The organism is Pseudomonas sp. NFACC04-2 (genome assembly GCF_900119265.1).
Lineage (GTDB): Bacteria > Pseudomonadota > Gammaproteobacteria > Pseudomonadales > Pseudomonadaceae > Aquipseudomonas > Aquipseudomonas fluorescens_AA.
In genome coordinates this window covers 171,023-185,769 of record NZ_FPJC01000003.1, presented here as the reverse complement: position 1 = coordinate 185,769, position 14,747 = coordinate 171,023, and the positions used below count along the sequence as shown (strand labels likewise).

Sequence of the window (14,747 nt, the reverse complement as noted above, 5' to 3'; positions counted from 1 at the left end):
GCGTGCAGCCTTATCGACTGGCCGGTGAGCGCCCGCCGAATGTGATTTTCGTCATGCTCGAATCCCTCGGCACCAGCGCCGTCGGTGCCTCCGACGGTGGCGGGCATGGCGGGTATACCGTTCAGAAATGGCGCGCTGGGCCAGGATATCCAGCAGCCGGCACCCGAGGGTGAGCGCGTGGTGCCGCTGGTGCTGCGCGAGGGTACACTCCCGATCATTGGCGGCGTTACCAAGGACTTCCTGCTGCAGATGCAGCACGACGGCAGTTCACCGACCCTGCACGACTTGGCATCACCCACGCCGCGTGACGATGTGGCCGCGCAGTATCCCGAGGAGTTTCAGCGCTTGAACGGGCTGACACGGGGGCTGCATGAAACGGCTCGGCTGATGCTCTATCGCAATATTCCATGACGCTGCGGTTCTCATGCTCAATGATTGGTCCTAGAGCCTAGTCAAAGCATTCTTCGGTGATCCGGATAGCTTGTGATGCTGCGTGGCCTGGGTGTAAATGCCCGGGCCACACTGCAATTCAAACCAATTCAGCTAAAGATGCCGGATTGAAGCCCTTCAGATCCGCGTAATCGCCTCTTTCCACCTTGGCGACCCAATCCTTGTCACTCAGCAACACACGCCCTACTGCGATCAGATCGAACTCTCCGCGCTCCATACGCTCGATGAGCCGATCCAGGCTCGCAGGGACCGATCCCTTGCCGGCGAAGGCGTTAGTGACATCATTCTCCAGCCCAACCGAACCGACGCTGATGGTCGTGGCTCCAGTGACTTTCTTCGCCCAGCCCGCGCAGTTCAAGCCGTTCTCCCCGTCAATTTCGGGAAACTCAGGTTCCCAGAAGCGGCGCTGCGAGCAGTGCAGGACGTCGACACCGGCCTCGACCAGTGGCAACAACCAGTCCTCCATCACCGCCGGCGTTTCGGCAACGCGCACCCCGTAGTCCTGTTGCTTCCACTGGCTGACGCGCATGATGATCGGGAACTCCGGGCCAACAGCCTGACGAACGGCAGAGACGACCTCACTGGCAAAACGCGAGCGTTCCTTGATTGTCGGGCCGCCGTAGCGGTCGGTACGCAGATTGCTACCAGACCAGAAAAACTGATCGATCAAGTAACCATGGGCTCCATGGATCTCAACGGTATCGAAGCCCAATCGCTTGGCATCTGCTGCGGCCTTGGCGAACGCTGCCAACGTGTCGGCAATGTCTTCTTCACTCATCGCCACGCCACGCAGGTCACCTGGCGAAACAAGGCCCGACGGGCTTTCAACGGGTGCATCTGGCTCCCAGTCGTTGATGTAACGCGTCGAGCCGGTGTGCCAGATCTGCGGTGCCATGCGCCCGCCAGCGTTGTGGACCGCATCGATCACGTTCTTCCATCCAGCCAGCGCCGCTTCGCCGTGAAAAAAAGGAATGCCGGCATCATTGCGCGATGCCGGGCGATCAATCACGGTGCCTTCCGACAGAATCAGGCCCACACCTCCCTCCGCCCGCCGCTGGTAATAGGCCGTGCTTGCTTCACCCGGGATACCTTCGGGTGAGAACAGACGCGTCATCGGCGCCATGACAATCCGGTTTTTCAGTTCGAGCGACCGGATGGAAAAAGGACGGAATAAGATGCTGGTATCAAGGATCGACATCGGATGGACTCCATTTGTTTTCGGAGGCCATAAAGTATATTTTGTAAACCTGATGTCAATTAGGCACTTAAAATCGCCTAGGTATACGTGAGGAAACTTCGATGCTGGAATTAAAGCCGCAATGTTTTTCGTCGGAGTGCCCAAGCCGGGCGTTGTTCGACCAGATCGCGGATAAGTGGTCAATGATGGTTCTGGCGGTGCTCGATGACGGGCCGCATCGCTTTAACGCCATCAAGCGTCGCCTGGAGGGCGTCACCCAGAAGGCACTTACCCAGTGCCTGCGGCGGTTGGAACGCAATGGTCTCGTCTCGCGCCAGATCATTTCGTTCTCGCCCGTGGCAGTGCAGTATGAGATCACCCCGCTGGGGCGAACACTTCAACAGCCATTTCGCGAATTGCATAAATGGACGCTGGACAAGTTGCCTGAGGTTGAAGCGGCCCGGTCGAAGTTTGACGAGGCCGCGGAGTCTAAGCTGATGGAGTGATTCGGTTAGCCGCCAAGCTACAAGGGATGCACACAGTATCTGACCCATGGGTCCAAAATGGGGGGTTTAGAGCTTATGACTCCCCAACCCCAAATACCGCTGCGGCGCCACTTTGCGCAGTCGCGCCGCCAGAAACACACCCGCCAGCAAGGCCACGGGAATGATCGCGCAGAGGCCGTATGACAAGGCCTTGCTCGCGCCGGTCAGCACATCGAAATGCACCACCGCAATGACCAGGACCGCCAGTAACGCCACACAAGAAAAACCAGGGAAAATCCGCCCACGCCAGATCCCCAGTTTGAGTTCGGGGTGGCGCTGGGCAAAGACCCAGACCGCTGCGGAAGTCAGCGCCATTAGCAAAATCACGCACAGCGTCGCCAGGTTGGAAAGCCAGGCGAACAGTTGCAGGATCGGATCGGCATCCATGGCGGCGAAAATCAGTACCACCACGGCGGAGATCAAGCTCTGCAATGCCGAACCCATGTGCGGGCTCTGGTGGACGCGATGGGTGGTACCCAACCGGCTGGGCAGCAAACCGTCACGCCCGATGGCGTAGAAGTAACGGGCCGCGGCATTGTGGAACGCCAGCAGCCCGGCATAGATGCTGACCATGAACAGCACGCGGATGACCTGGGTCAGGTGTGGGCCGACAAAGTGGTCGGACATGCCATAGATAAACGTCGTCGGGTCCTGCAAGGCCTGAAGCGTGGAGACAATTTTGTCCGCCCCCACGCCAATCACCATCGACCAGACCGACAGCGCATAGAACCCGCCAATCAGCAAAACCGAACAGTAGGTGGCAATCGGGATCGTGCGTTGCGGGTTCTTGGCCTCTTCGCCATAGATGGTGGTGGCCTCGAAGCCGATGAACGCCGCGAAACAGAACAGCAAGCCGATGGACGGCGTGCCGCTGAACACGTGGCTGCGATCGAACGCGTCGAGATTGATGCCGCTGTCGCCGCCCGTTTTGAGAATGGCGAAATCCAGGAGCAGGATCGCCAGGTATTCGGCGATCACAATGACCGACAGCACCCGAGCGGACAGATCGATCTTGCGATAGCCGAGAATAGCAACGCTGGCCATCGCCATCAGCGAGTACGACCACCAGGGCAAGACCAGGCCGAAGACACTTTCCATCGTGCCGCTGACCACGCCACCGAACATGCCATACAGTCCGACTTGCAGGATGTTGTAGGCAAACATCGCCAGCACCCCCGCCGCTCCACCGGCCAGGCCACCCAGGCCGCGAGAAGTGAAGGCATAGAAACCGCCGGCGTTGGTCACGTGCCGGGACATGGTGGTGTAGCCCACCGAAAACGCCAGTAACACCAGCAAGGCCAGGATCAGCAAGGCCGGTGTGCCGGCGCCGTTGCCCAGCATGATGCCGATAGGGAAGCCGCCGGCGATGACGCTCAAGGGGCTCGCCGCCGAAACCACGAAAAAGATGATGAAGCCGACACCCAGGGCCCCACGCTTGAGCTCCGTGGAGCTATTGACCGGGAGAGGTACACTCATGTTTTCTTGACCTTATTGTATGAGGCAATCGCTGTAGAATCGGTGCAGTCAATCCCTCGCCGTCACCGGATAGCGTTATTGTTCGTGTCGTACGCTGGACTCGATCCTATGCCTCTTCCCGAACGCTCCATTAGCCCAAATCGGTAATCGGCGCGTTCCCCTCGAAAAAGCCAGCCGTCCAGCTGTGCTTGCCTTATTGCGAGGCAATACGCGCCGTCAGTTCCGACGCCGCACCGGTGACCAGGTCGCACAGGTAGCCCTGCTGGAACGCATGAAACCGCTCGCTACGCCCCACCAGGGTCATGCTCCCGAGCACTCGGCGTTTTTCGTCGAAGATCGGTGCCGCGACGCCACTGCGCCCCGGGTGCAGCTCGCTTTCGCTGATGCAGTAGCCCTGCTTGCGGATAGCGAGCAACTCCTTGGTGAAGGGTTTCCACTCCAGCCCCTGATGCGGCACTTCGGCGGGGTTCGCGTGGACGTCGTAGATGCGGCGGATCTGGCGCGGCAGCAGATAGGCCAATACGACCCGAGCGGTCGCGCTGTGAAAAAGATCGATCGGCCGCCCCCGGTCGCCACCCACGGGGCCGGCGTCGGACCCCCGCTGGATCAGCACGTTGACCACTGAGTCGCCATGCCATTCGCTGACCAGTGCGTCCAGGCCCGTGTCGGTCACCAGTCTGTCCACCAGGCCCCGGCTGCAGGCTAGCAATGGATCGTAGTGGGCCATCTGGTGTTCCAGCGTGACGATCCGTGGGCCGAGCGCGTAGCCACGTGGCAATCGCTTCAAGAAACCCGCGTCACCGAGTTCACGCAAATAACGATAGGCAGTGGCGGGCGTGTAGCCGAGTTCCCGACAAATCACGTCCACGTCGATGACCGGCTGTTCAGGGCGGAACAAGTCGAAGACCCTGAGCAGACGGCGAAGGCTATTCATCTTTTCCCCATCCTTGTGCAGGCCAGCCCGCCCGCTGCCGGGTGCAGCGGGCAAAGGCTCAAGCAAGGGCGCAACCGCTGATGGCAGCGCGCGCGGTTTGGGACGGCAATTCTGCGAACAGCGCCTGGTACTCCGCCGCAAAATGGCTGAGGTGATAGAAGCCCCACTGGGCTGCGGCATCGCCAATCGAAAGATGCGTCGCGGGGGTGGACATCAGGGTTCGGCGCACACCGTTCAGCCTCACGGAGCGCAGGTAATTGACCGGCGTCGTCTCGGTCACCGAGCGGAAGCTGTTCTGCACGGTACGTCGACTGACCTGGAGTCGTTGGCACAACTCGTCCACGCTGGGCACGTTGTTCAATTGCGCGGTCGCCAGGCGGTGGCACTTTTCGACAATGTAGCTGCGCGTGGAACTTGGCGTACGCTGCTGCTTGTCGCAGGCAGGGTCGGTCATCAATTGCAGCAGCTCGCCGAGCATGGTCTGCTCCAGCGCCTGTTCCCGGTCTTGCGCATTGTCGAGCTCTTCACTCAAGAGCGCCTGAGAGAACGCCGCCAGCATTCGGCGGCGAGCCTCGGCATAGCGCTGAGTGGACACCTTGATCACCGGCTGACGCAACAACTGAGCGATTTCCTTGGCCGACGCGGTTTGCGCCAACGCGTCTTCGAACAACTCCCGCTCGAAGGTGATCGCCAGCAGTTCCATGCCCAGCGGCATATGGAACATGAACTCCTCGCCACCATGAAGAAAGAACAGGCTGCTGTCGTCCACTTCCCGCCCTTGCATCCGGATCGAACCCGGGACGGTGATCGGCACAGCGAAACACATCTTGCCCCGTGGGGCCACGCCGTGCTGCACGACACGCTGGTTGATCTGCTCGCGAAACACGTGGCAGCGCGCCGTCGTCAACTGGATAAGTGAGCTCTCAGCCGTACCAGCGGTCAACTGGTTGTAATCCTGGCTCCACTCCTGGACGGTGGCGGCGTGGACATGGATGTCATGGAAATGGCTGATGTTCTGGTTTTTCATGATGACGAAAGCCTCGGCCGATATTCTTCTTTTTTAGATCGCCTTCCTGAGCGATATTCTCACATAAAGAGAATTCTGCAAATTTTCTTTGGGCAATGTCTATGCTCCGGTGCTGACGCGCGCGGCGGCCCATCCATGTGCCGATTCGGGCTACCGGCCCGGAACAGGCCACGGGGATGATCGGCACACTGAAACCGACATCCTGAGAGACCGTCGTGAGCGAAGCCAAACTCGAAGCCCTCCATTTCGCGGATGCCCCGCGGATCACCACCACCATTCCCGGCCCCCGAACCACCGAGGCGCTGGCATTGTCGGCGCGTACCGAATCCATGGCACGCGGCGGCGGACGCATGCCGGTGGCTATGGACCGGGCATTCGGCGCGACCTTCAAGGATGCCGATGGCAACACCTATATCGACTTGTCCGCTGGTGTAGGGGTCAGCAGCGTGGGTCGCTGCCACCCGAAAGTGGTGCAAGCCATTCGCGAACAATCCGAAGTGCTGATGCACGCCCTGGAGGTCAATAGCACCCGGCGCACCGAACTGGCCGCCAAGCTCTCCGAGATCGCGCCCGACGGCTTGCGCGGTGACTGCATCACGTTCTTCACGCAAAGCGGCAGCGATGCGCTGGAGGCGGCCATCAAGTTCGCCAAGCGAGTCACCGGGAGGCACCAGATCATCGCCTTCCACGGTGGCTACCACGGCGTGTGGAACGCTTCCGGTGCGCTGACGACAGGCACGGCCTATCGCAAGGGTTATGGTGCCCAAATGGGTGGCGTCATTCATGCGCCCTACCCTTATGCCTACCGTTTCCCTTTCGATACCACGCACAAAAGCGCCGAGCAGATCGCCGGTGAGTACGTGGATTACCTGCTGAATACCCCCTACACCGCCGCCGATGACGTAGCGGCCGTGATCGTGGAGCCGGTGCAAGGCGAAGGCGGTTATGTGCCGCCCTCACCAGAGTTCCTGCAACTGTTGCGCAAGGCCTGCGACCGCAGCGGTGCGCTGCTGATCGTCGACGAGGTGCAGTCCGGCGCCGGGCGTACCGGCAAGATGTGGGCGGTCGAGCACTCCGGCGTGAAGCCCGACATGCTCACCTTTGGCAAGGGCATCGGCAGCGACCTGCCAATGGCCGGCCTAATCATGCGCTCGGACCTGGCGGCGGCAATTCCTGACGGATCAATGCCCAACACCTTCGCCGCCAACTCGTTGTCCGCGGCAGTGGCGCTGACCAACATCAGCATCCTCCAGGACCCGGAGCTCGATCTGCTCAACCGTGCCCACGCGCTGGGTCTGGAAGCACAGGAGCGTATCCGTGGCTTCGGCAGCCCGCTGGTGGGTGAGGTCCGCGGTCGCGGCCTGATGATCGGGATCGAGCTGGTCTCGGACCCGACCACCAAGGCGCCACTGGCACCGGAAAAGATTGGCCAACTCATGGGTTACCTGCTGAGCCACGGCGTGCTGATGATTCCCTGCGGTCGCTACAGCAACGTGATGCGTGTCATGCCCTCGCTGACGATCTCACGGGCGCTGTTCTTCAAGGCCCTGGACATCTTCGGCGATGCCCTGGACGCCCTCGATGCGTGACCTGCCCCGACTCCTGCACATCACTCATGGACTTCAAAATGACTGAGCACTTGAAACACTTCATCGCAGGCGCGTCTTTCGAAGCCTCTGACGGCCGCTGCATTAACCTCGTCAACCCCGTGACGGAACAGGTCTACGGCAGCTGCGCCCGCGGTACCGTCGAGGACGTGGACCGTGCCGTGGGAGCCGCACGCCACCAACTCGAACGTGGCGCCTGGAGCCAGCTCGACGGTGCCCAGCGCGCTCGACTGCTGTCAAAACTGGCCGATCTGGTGGAACGCGACACTGACGTGCTGGCCGACCTGGACGCCAACGCCATCGGTCGCTCACCGCTCGAACCGCGCCGGATGGACCTGCCCAACGCGATCGCCAACCTGCGCGCCGCCACCGGCTGGGCCAACCAGCTCGAGGGGCGCACCATTCCCTCCGGTGGCTACTTCGGCGCCAAGACCCTCTCGTACACGATACGCGAGCCGGTGGGCGTGGTCGGCGCCATCGTGCCCTGGAACTCACCGCTGATGATCACGGTGTGGAAGCTCGCCGCGTTGCTGGCAGCAGGCTGCACCGTGGTCATCAAACCGTCGGAAGAGACGCCACAATCGGCGCTGCACCTGGCGGCGCTGGCCCAGGAAGCGGGCTTCCCTGACGGCGTGATCAACGTGGTCACCGGCTACGGCGGCGAGGTGGGTCGCGCGTTGTGCGAACACCCGCACGTCGCCAAGATCAGCTTCACCGGCAGCCCCGAGGCCGGACGCGAGATCCAACGCACCGCCGGCGTGCTGTTCAAGCGCGTGGCACTGGAGCTGGGCGGCAAGAGCCCACAGATTGTCTTCGACGACGCCTCCTTCGAGGACGCGCTGCGCGGCTGCGCGCTCGGCCTGTTCGTCAACCAAGGCCAGATCTGTGCAGCGGGCTCGCGCATCCTGGTGCACCGCAGCCTCGCCGATCGCTTCGCCGCGGCGCTTGCCGATGCTGCCCGTGCGGTCAAGGTGGGCGATCCCCGGCAACCCGATATACAGATGGGGCCGGTGGCCAAGAAAGCGCAATTCGATCGCGTCAACCGCTACATCCAGCTGGGCATCGACCAAGGCGCCTCGCTATTGGCCGGCGGGGTATCGAGCCCTGAACAGGGCTGGTTTGTCCAGCCGACGATCTTCGCCAATGCCCGCAATGGCATGGCGATCGCCCAGGATGAGATCTTCGGGCCCGTCGGCACGGTGATCACCTTCGACAGCGAAGATGAAGCGGTCGCCCTGGCCAACGATTCCACCTATGGCCTGGCGGCCACGGTCTGGACCGCCGACCTGGTGCGAGCACACCGCGTAGCCGCTGCGGTAAAGGCTGGCGCCGTGGGTATCAACTGCTGGAGCCCGCTGGACGCCAACCTGCCCTGGGGTGGCGTCAAGGCCAGCGGCATTGGCCGGGAAGGTGGATTCAGCGGCGCACTGGCCTACACCGAGGAGAAGGTGATCACCGTGCTGCTGCCTGGCTAAGCGTAAACCCGCACTGCCCCGGCCACCCTCCACGCCCCTGTGTTGTAGAGGGTGGCCGTTCAAACGTGCATTCCCCTGGCTCTGATGATCGATGGAGAAACCGTGATGAATCCGGTAAATCAAACAACAATTGATCGGTATCCGACATCCCTGCGAATTTTGCACTGGGTACGCGCCATGCTCATCGCTGGCCTCCTCTGGGCGGGCTGGCACATGACTGGGCTGGATGACGAAGTGGCGAGCAAATATGAGCTCTACTACCCGTGGCACAAATCCTTTGGGGTATTGGCATTCCTGGTGGTCCTGGTCCAGATCGCCGTGCGGGTGAGAACGGCCAGGCTGCCGCAACCGCCAGAGACGCTGGCACGGTATGAGCGGGTGTCTTCACGGCTCGCCCACCGTACCTTGTACGCGCTGCTGGTGATCGTGCCGTTGATGGGCTATTCGATGTCGAGTACCTACACGATGAGCGACGGTGTGTTTTTCTTTGGGGTGAACCTTCCCGAGCTACTGGGCAAGAATGACGACTGGTTCGTGGTTTTCCAATGGCTGCACAAAGTGCTCGCCTACACCCTGCTCGGCCTGATCCTGGTGCATGTCGCCGGTGCCCTGAAGCACCGGTTTTATGACCGCGACCCTCGAAACGATGTCCTGCGCCGCATGCTGTGACTCGATCAGGCGTTGGCGAAAAATGCCAACGCCTTCATGGCTCCCACCGACGAGCCTCGGTAAAGTCCGCCAGCAAAGCGACTGGCTTGACGAGTTCCGCATCCTCCGGCAGCAAGTGACCGGGCGCCAGCGCAAGCAGCAGGCACATGGTGACAACGCGACACTTGATACAGAAAGGGCCCTGGATTTTCCTCACAGGGCCCGAGCTATCAAACGATCAGATCGTTGGCGTTGAGGGTATTGACACCCGTCAGCTGGATTTCAAAATCCGCGCCCAAATCACCATTGACGTTGCCGTACAGCATCTGGTCGACGAAGCGCAATTGTCCCGCTGCCGTGAAATCATTCGAATCGATGAAGCTGAACGTGTCGGCAAACGTGGTCAGGAGATTGGCATCGAGTTTCGACAGGTCCAACTTGTCGCCCTGCAGGCTACTGAAGTCGGAAATGGAGTCACGGTTAAAACCTGTGCCCAGCTCACCCAGCGTATTGAAAACAAAACGGTCGCTTCCGCCTCCTCCAGTGAGGCTGTCACTGCCCAGGCCGCCAATCAGTGTGTCATTGCCCGTCCCGCCATCCAGCACGTTACGCCCGGCGTTGCCGATCAGCACGTTATCCAGGTCGTTACCGATACCTATGAAGGCAGTGCCAGTCAGCGTGAGATTCTCCAGATTGGCCCCCAGGATCCAGCCAACCGAGGAGCGCACGGTATCGATTTCACTGCCCAGGACGGTGGTTTCTCTAATGACATCACTGAGGTTGTCGACCCAGTAAGTGTCGTTGCCGGTACCGCCGATAAGAGTATCGATACCGCTGCTGCCGTCCAGGGCATCGTTACCTGCCCCACCACTCAGTACGTTGTTGCCGGTGTTGCCGATCAGTACGTTGTTCAGGGCGTTGCCGTTACCATTGAGGTTGGCGCTGCCGATCAACGTGAGACTCTCCAGATTGACTCCCAGGTTCCAATTCAGGGAGGAGCGCACGGTATCGATTTCACCGGCCAGGGTGCTGGTTTCACTGACGATATCCTTGAGATTGTCGACCACGTAGGTGTCGTTGCCAGTGCCGCCAATCAAGGTATCGGCACCTGCCCCCCCATCAAGAACATCGTTGCCTGCCCCGCCCTGAAGGTTGTTCACGGAGCCGTTGCCCAGCAGGCTGTTATTCAGCTCGTTGCCAACCACCGTGAACGCCCCAATGCCGTTCAGGATGACGTTTTCGACGTTGCGCAGATTGCTCAGGTTCAGGTTGACGACACTGCTCGACGAACTCGCGGCGTAGGTGACGATCAGGCCATCACTGCCCTGATTGACACTCTCTTGTACCAGGACCAATTCATCGGCTCGATCGAGCACATAGGTGTCATTCCCCGCCCCGCCGATCAGGGTGTCCCGCCCGACTCCACCGTTCAGCACGTTATTACCGGCATTGCCGGTCAACACATTGTTCAGAGCGTTGCCGGTGCCATTGAGATGAGCGGAACCGGTCAGGATGAGGTTTTCCAGGTTGGCGCCCAGGGCCCAGCTCACCGAAGAACGCACGGTGTCGATTTCGCTGGTCAGGGTGCTGGTTTCGGTGACGACATCCTTGAGGTTGTCGACCACGTAAGTGTCATTGCCGCTACCGCCAACCAAGGTATCGATACCGCCGGCCCCATCCAGAGTGTCACTGCCTGCTCCACCACTCAGCACATTGTTGCCGGCGTTACCAATCAGCACGTTGCCCAAAGCGTTGCCGGTGCCATTGAGCAGGGCGGACCCAGCCAGGATCAGGGTTTCCAGATTCGCGCCCAAGGTCCAGCTCACCGAGGAGCGCACAGTATCGATTTCGCCGGCCAGGGTGCTAGTTTCGGTGACGACATCTTTGAGGTTGTCGACCCAGTAAGTGTCGTTGCCGGTACCGCCAATAAGGGTATCGATACCGCTGCTGCCGTCCAGGGCATCGTTACCTGCCCCACCACTCAGTACGTTGTTGCCGGTGTTGCCGATCAGTACGTTGTTCAGGGCGTTGCCGTTACCATTGAGGTTGGCGCTGCCGATCAACGTGAGATTCTCCAGATTGACTCCCAGGTTCCAATTCAGGGAGGAGCGCACGGTATCGATTTCACCGGCCAGGGTGCTGGTTTCACTGACGATATCCTTGAGATTGTCGACCACGTAGGTGTCGTTGCCAGTGCCGCCAATCAAGGTATCGGCACCTGCCCCCCCATCAAGAACATCGTTGCCTGCCCCGCCCTGAAGGTTGTTCACGGAGGCATTGCCCAGCAGGCTGTTATTCAGCTCGTTGCCAACCACCGTGAACGCCCCAATGCCGTTCAGAACGACGTTTTCGACGTTGCGCAGATTGCTCAGGTTCAGGTTGAGGACACTGCTCGACGAACTCGCGGTGTAAGTGACGATCAGGCCATCACTGCCCTGATTGACATTCTCTTGTACCAGGACCAATTCATCGGCTCGATCGAGCACATAGGTGTCATTTCCCGCCCCGCCGATCAGGGTGTCCCGTCCGACTCCACCGTTCAGCACGTTATTACCGGCATTGCCGGTCAGCACATTGTTCAGAGCGTTGCCGGTGCCATTGAGATGAGCGGAACCGGTCAGGATGAGGTTTTCCAGGTTGGCGCCCAGGGCCCAGCTCACCGAAGAACGTACGGAGTCGATTTCGCTGGTCAGGGTGCTGGTTTCGGTGACGACATCCTTGAGGTTGTCCACCACGTAAATGTCATTGCCGGCAGCGCCAACGAGAGTATCTATACCGCCGCCGCCATCCAGGGTATTGGCGCCGGCGTTGCCGTTGATGCGGTTGCTCAACGCGTTGCCCGTGCCGTTGAGATTGGCGGTTGAGCTCAGCGTCAGGGTCTCGATGTTGGCACCCAGGGTGTAATTGACCGACGAGATGACAGTGTCAATTTCGCTGGCCAAGGTGCTGCTTTCCTGCGCCCTGTCACCGATATTATCGACAACATAAGTGTCGCTGCCCGCTCCACCGATCATCGTATCCTTACCGGCACGACCGTTCAGAAGGTTGGCCAATGCATTGCCGATCAGTGTGTCGTCATTGGCCGAGCCGATTGCGTTTTCGATTTTGGCCCCGTAGGCGATCGCCAATCCTTCATTGAAGGCCGTCTGGGTGTCGAGCTTCAGAAACGTTTGGCCGATCTTGCTGAACTGGCCTTCATTCAAATTGATGCGCACCGCTGTCAGCTGATTGCTTGCGTCGATCGTGTCATTGCCGCCTGCGTCCCAGATCGTCTCGAAAACCGATTGGCCGACGGCCCAACTGTAGGTGTTATTACCCGTCTGCCACTGGGTGTTTGCGCCATAGAGACTCTGGATGGCGGCAATATCCAGCAGCATTGGGGTGGTTGGCTCATAGGCGTACGCGGTGTTGTAGCTCATGATCGTGTAACGGACATCATCGAACTGAGCAGAAAGCACGGTTGAGTTCGACGAGCTGGGGGAGAAGGGATGCTTGAGCCCCAGGGCGTGGCCAATCTCATGCATGAATACCAGGTAGTCGTAGGTACCTTTGACGGGAGCCGGGTTGTTCGTGACAGGCCCCAGCCAGACATCCCCGGCGCTGGGGGTGTTACCCGGGAAATAGCCCCAGGCAGCGGTGTCATCGTCCATGTACAGATAGCCACCGAACCGCAAGTCACCAACGTTGCTGGCCGTCTCGCTGACCTGCCGGAATTGAATGTTGGCAACCGAACTCCATGTGCCTAGCGCGCTGACAATGCCATTTTTTTGCGCGGACGATAGAACATAACCAGCCTCGTATTCATTTTCACTGCTGTAGTTGCTGGCGAACAACGAACTCATCGTCATGAAGCTGTACGTCAAGGACGTGGTGCTCAAGCTGCCAGTCCAGTAAGTGCCATAGAGCAAGCTATTGACCTGTGCGTTGCCGGTCAGCTTTGCGTACGAAATGGATGAATAACCTAATGGACTGGGCATGTATGTTTCCTGTGGGCTATCTGCGGACCTTCCTGGATGCGGCCGCTACATAGGGTTATTTTGCATGAGAAGCGTTGAGATTGACATCACTTAGCCACTATTTTTGATCCCAAATCAGACGATGGCGGCGCAACCAACCACTCATTCGCCCGACGAATATCCCCATCTCCCAATCGACCGCTCCAGCGATGCAGCACCAGCAAACTGGTCACGAACTTGTATTGGGACTGATAGAAATCACGCCGTGCACGAAACTCTTCCTTGATGCTATCGAGCACATCGACGGCATTCTTGACCCCGTAGCCAAAGGCTTTTTCCGTGGCCATGCGTGACTTCTCGGCAGACTCCAGCGCACGCCGTGTTGCCTTGATCCGGCTGAGTTCGGCGCTCATGCCGAGATAAGCCGTGCGGGTTTCCTTGATGACCTGGCGACGCAAGGCCTCCAGTTCTTGCTGGGCGACTTCCTTGTCACTTTCGGAACTCGATACTCGTGCCCGGGTGGAGCCGCCGCTGTAGAGCGGCATCTGCAAATCCAGGGAGGCAACGAGGTTGTCCGAGCGAGGCGTCACGGCGCCTTCATAACCGATATCACTGCGTTGCGCCGTCAAGTTCAGGCCCAGCCGGGGAAGATGCCCTGCCTTGTTTTCAGCGATGGCCGCCTCGGCAGCAAGGACACTGTGCTCCCGGGCTTGCAGCGCCGGGTTGCTGTCGAGTGCCGTCTGCACCCAGTAGTCCTGCGCTTGCGCCGGCAGGCTGAAGGCTGGATTGTCGCCGATGCGCTTGAACCGCTCGCTGACATCGCGCCCCACCAGTTCGGAAATCGCTTCACGGCTGACCAGGACCTTGTTGCTGGCTTCGATCTCGTCTGCCTTGAGCGCATCCACCCGCGCCTCAAGATCCAGTGCGTCGGTCACCATCGCCATCTGTCGCGCGTACAAGGCCTTGACCCGCTTGAGGTTACGCTCCGTCGCCTGCAGTTCGCTGCGCACCAACGACAGCTCGTCTTCCGCGGCAAGCACGGCGAAATAGCGCTCGGACAGGTCGATGCTGGCCTGCACCTGGGTATCGGTCGACTCGTAGCCACTCTGCCGGGCCAACTCGATGTACTTCTGGTAACTGCGCCAGACCTGCGGATCGTAGATCACCTGATTGAGCACCACGGCCATGCGCTTGCCGTTGTACTGGATACGGTTCAGGTCGTCGTCGCGCCGGCCGCGGTTGACGCTGCCGCTGGCGTTGAGTTGCGGCAACAATTGACCGAAGGCTGCCCGCTCCTTGCCCTCGCCACTTCGGGTCAGGGCTTGTGCCCGCAGGACGCGCGGATCGGCCCCCTGCGCCTCCTGGTGCAATTGCCACAGGTCGACATAAGTGTCGTCAGCGAGGGCTCCCAGTGGCATGAGGACCAGGCACAGGATGATCAGGCGCTTCATC

At 60.1% G+C, this 14,747-nt stretch carries 11 protein-coding genes and 1 pseudogene; 5 read left to right on the top strand and 7 right to left on the bottom strand.

Features of this window, described 5'->3' with window-relative positions:
* Positions 1 to 90: 90 nt before the first annotated feature.
* Positions 91 to 411 (top strand): annotated as a pseudogene (locus BT125_RS05360) (sulfatase); the annotation flags it as partial.
* Positions 412 to 529: 118 nt separating this feature from the next.
* On the opposite strand, the gene BT125_RS05355 reads toward BT125_RS05360, so the two are convergent.
* Positions 530 to 1,648: an NADH:flavin oxidoreductase gene (locus BT125_RS05355; protein WP_072405517.1), complete on the bottom strand. Its 1,119-nt coding sequence runs from the start codon at positions 1,646 to 1,648 to the stop codon at positions 530 to 532.
* Positions 1,649 to 1,749: 101 nt separating this feature from the next.
* On the opposite strand from BT125_RS05355, the gene BT125_RS05350 reads away from it, so the two are divergent.
* Complete coding sequence (locus BT125_RS05350) at positions 1,750 to 2,133, top strand: winged helix-turn-helix transcriptional regulator (RefSeq protein ID WP_072405516.1); 384 nt, start codon at positions 1,750 to 1,752, stop codon at positions 2,131 to 2,133.
* Between the two features lie 66 nt (positions 2,134 to 2,199).
* Here BT125_RS05350 and BT125_RS05345 read toward each other — a convergent pair whose 3' ends face one another.
* From BT125_RS05345 to BT125_RS28565, 4 genes are all read right to left on the bottom strand, one after another.
* On the bottom strand, positions 2,200 to 3,648 hold the full coding sequence (locus BT125_RS05345) for an APC family permease (protein WP_072405515.1): 1,449 nt from the start codon (positions 3,646 to 3,648) through the stop codon (positions 2,200 to 2,202).
* 193 nt (positions 3,649 to 3,841) lie between these two features.
* Positions 3,842 to 4,582, bottom strand: a complete 741-nt coding sequence (locus BT125_RS05340) for an IclR family transcriptional regulator (RefSeq protein WP_072405514.1) — start codon at positions 4,580 to 4,582, stop codon at positions 3,842 to 3,844.
* 58 nt (positions 4,583 to 4,640) lie between these two features.
* Entirely contained in the window at positions 4,641 to 5,609 is a 969-nt protein-coding gene (locus BT125_RS05335; RefSeq protein ID WP_072405513.1) for a helix-turn-helix domain-containing protein, read from the bottom strand.
* On the bottom strand, positions 5,578 to 5,838 hold the full coding sequence (locus tag BT125_RS28565; protein ID WP_139271683.1) for a hypothetical protein: 261 nt from the start codon (positions 5,836 to 5,838) through the stop codon (positions 5,578 to 5,580). Before BT125_RS28565 ends, BT125_RS05335 begins: the two co-directional genes overlap by 32 nt.
* On the opposite strand from BT125_RS28565, the gene BT125_RS05330 reads away from it, so the two are divergent.
* From BT125_RS05330 to BT125_RS05320, 3 genes are all read left to right on the top strand, one after another.
* A complete protein-coding gene (locus BT125_RS05330; RefSeq protein ID WP_072405512.1) occupies positions 5,825 to 7,198 on the top strand; it encodes an aspartate aminotransferase family protein in 1,374 nt (457 codons plus the stop codon). The genes BT125_RS28565 and BT125_RS05330 overlap by 14 nt on opposite strands.
* 38 nt (positions 7,199 to 7,236) lie before the next feature.
* Complete coding sequence (locus BT125_RS05325; protein ID WP_072405511.1) at positions 7,237 to 8,691, top strand: aldehyde dehydrogenase family protein; 1,455 nt, start codon at positions 7,237 to 7,239, stop codon at positions 8,689 to 8,691.
* Between the two features lie 105 nt (positions 8,692 to 8,796).
* A complete protein-coding gene (locus BT125_RS05320) occupies positions 8,797 to 9,360 on the top strand; it encodes a cytochrome b (RefSeq protein WP_072405510.1) in 564 nt (187 codons plus the stop codon).
* A 209-nt stretch (positions 9,361 to 9,569) separates the two neighbouring features.
* Here the strand turns inward: BT125_RS05320 and BT125_RS05315 are convergent, their stop codons facing one another.
* Complete coding sequence (locus tag BT125_RS05315; protein WP_072405509.1) at positions 9,570 to 13,316, bottom strand: M10 family metallopeptidase; 3,747 nt, start codon at positions 13,314 to 13,316, stop codon at positions 9,570 to 9,572.
* 86 nt (positions 13,317 to 13,402) lie between these two features.
* On the bottom strand, positions 13,403 to 14,746 hold the full coding sequence (locus BT125_RS05310; RefSeq protein ID WP_072405508.1) for a TolC family protein: 1,344 nt from the start codon (positions 14,744 to 14,746) through the stop codon (positions 13,403 to 13,405).
* Position 14,747: the final 1 nt, after the last annotated feature.

Excerpts from the sequence above, each read along its gene's own strand:
- BT125_RS05310 (WP_072405508.1), bottom strand. The coding sequence starts at position 14,746 with ATGAAGCGCCTGATCATCCTGTGCCTGGTCCTCATGCCACTGGGAGCC.
- BT125_RS05315 (WP_072405509.1), bottom strand. The coding sequence starts at position 13,316 with ATGCCCAGTCCATTAGGTTATTCATCCATTTCGTACGCAAAGCTGACC.
- BT125_RS05345 (WP_072405515.1), bottom strand. The coding sequence starts at position 3,648 with ATGAGTGTACCTCTCCCGGTCAATAGCTCCACGGAGCTCAAGCGTGGG.
- BT125_RS05350 (WP_072405516.1), top strand. The coding sequence starts at position 1,750 with ATGCTGGAATTAAAGCCGCAATGTTTTTCGTCGGAGTGCCCAAGCCGG.
- BT125_RS05335 (WP_072405513.1), bottom strand. The coding sequence starts at position 5,609 with ATGAAAAACCAGAACATCAGCCATTTCCATGACATCCATGTCCACGCC.
- BT125_RS05355 (WP_072405517.1), bottom strand. The coding sequence starts at position 1,648 with ATGTCGATCCTTGATACCAGCATCTTATTCCGTCCTTTTTCCATCCGG.
- BT125_RS05340 (WP_072405514.1), bottom strand. The coding sequence starts at position 4,582 with ATGAATAGCCTTCGCCGTCTGCTCAGGGTCTTCGACTTGTTCCGCCCT.
- BT125_RS05325 (WP_072405511.1), top strand. The coding sequence starts at position 7,237 with ATGACTGAGCACTTGAAACACTTCATCGCAGGCGCGTCTTTCGAAGCC.
- BT125_RS05320 (WP_072405510.1), top strand. The coding sequence starts at position 8,797 with ATGAATCCGGTAAATCAAACAACAATTGATCGGTATCCGACATCCCTG.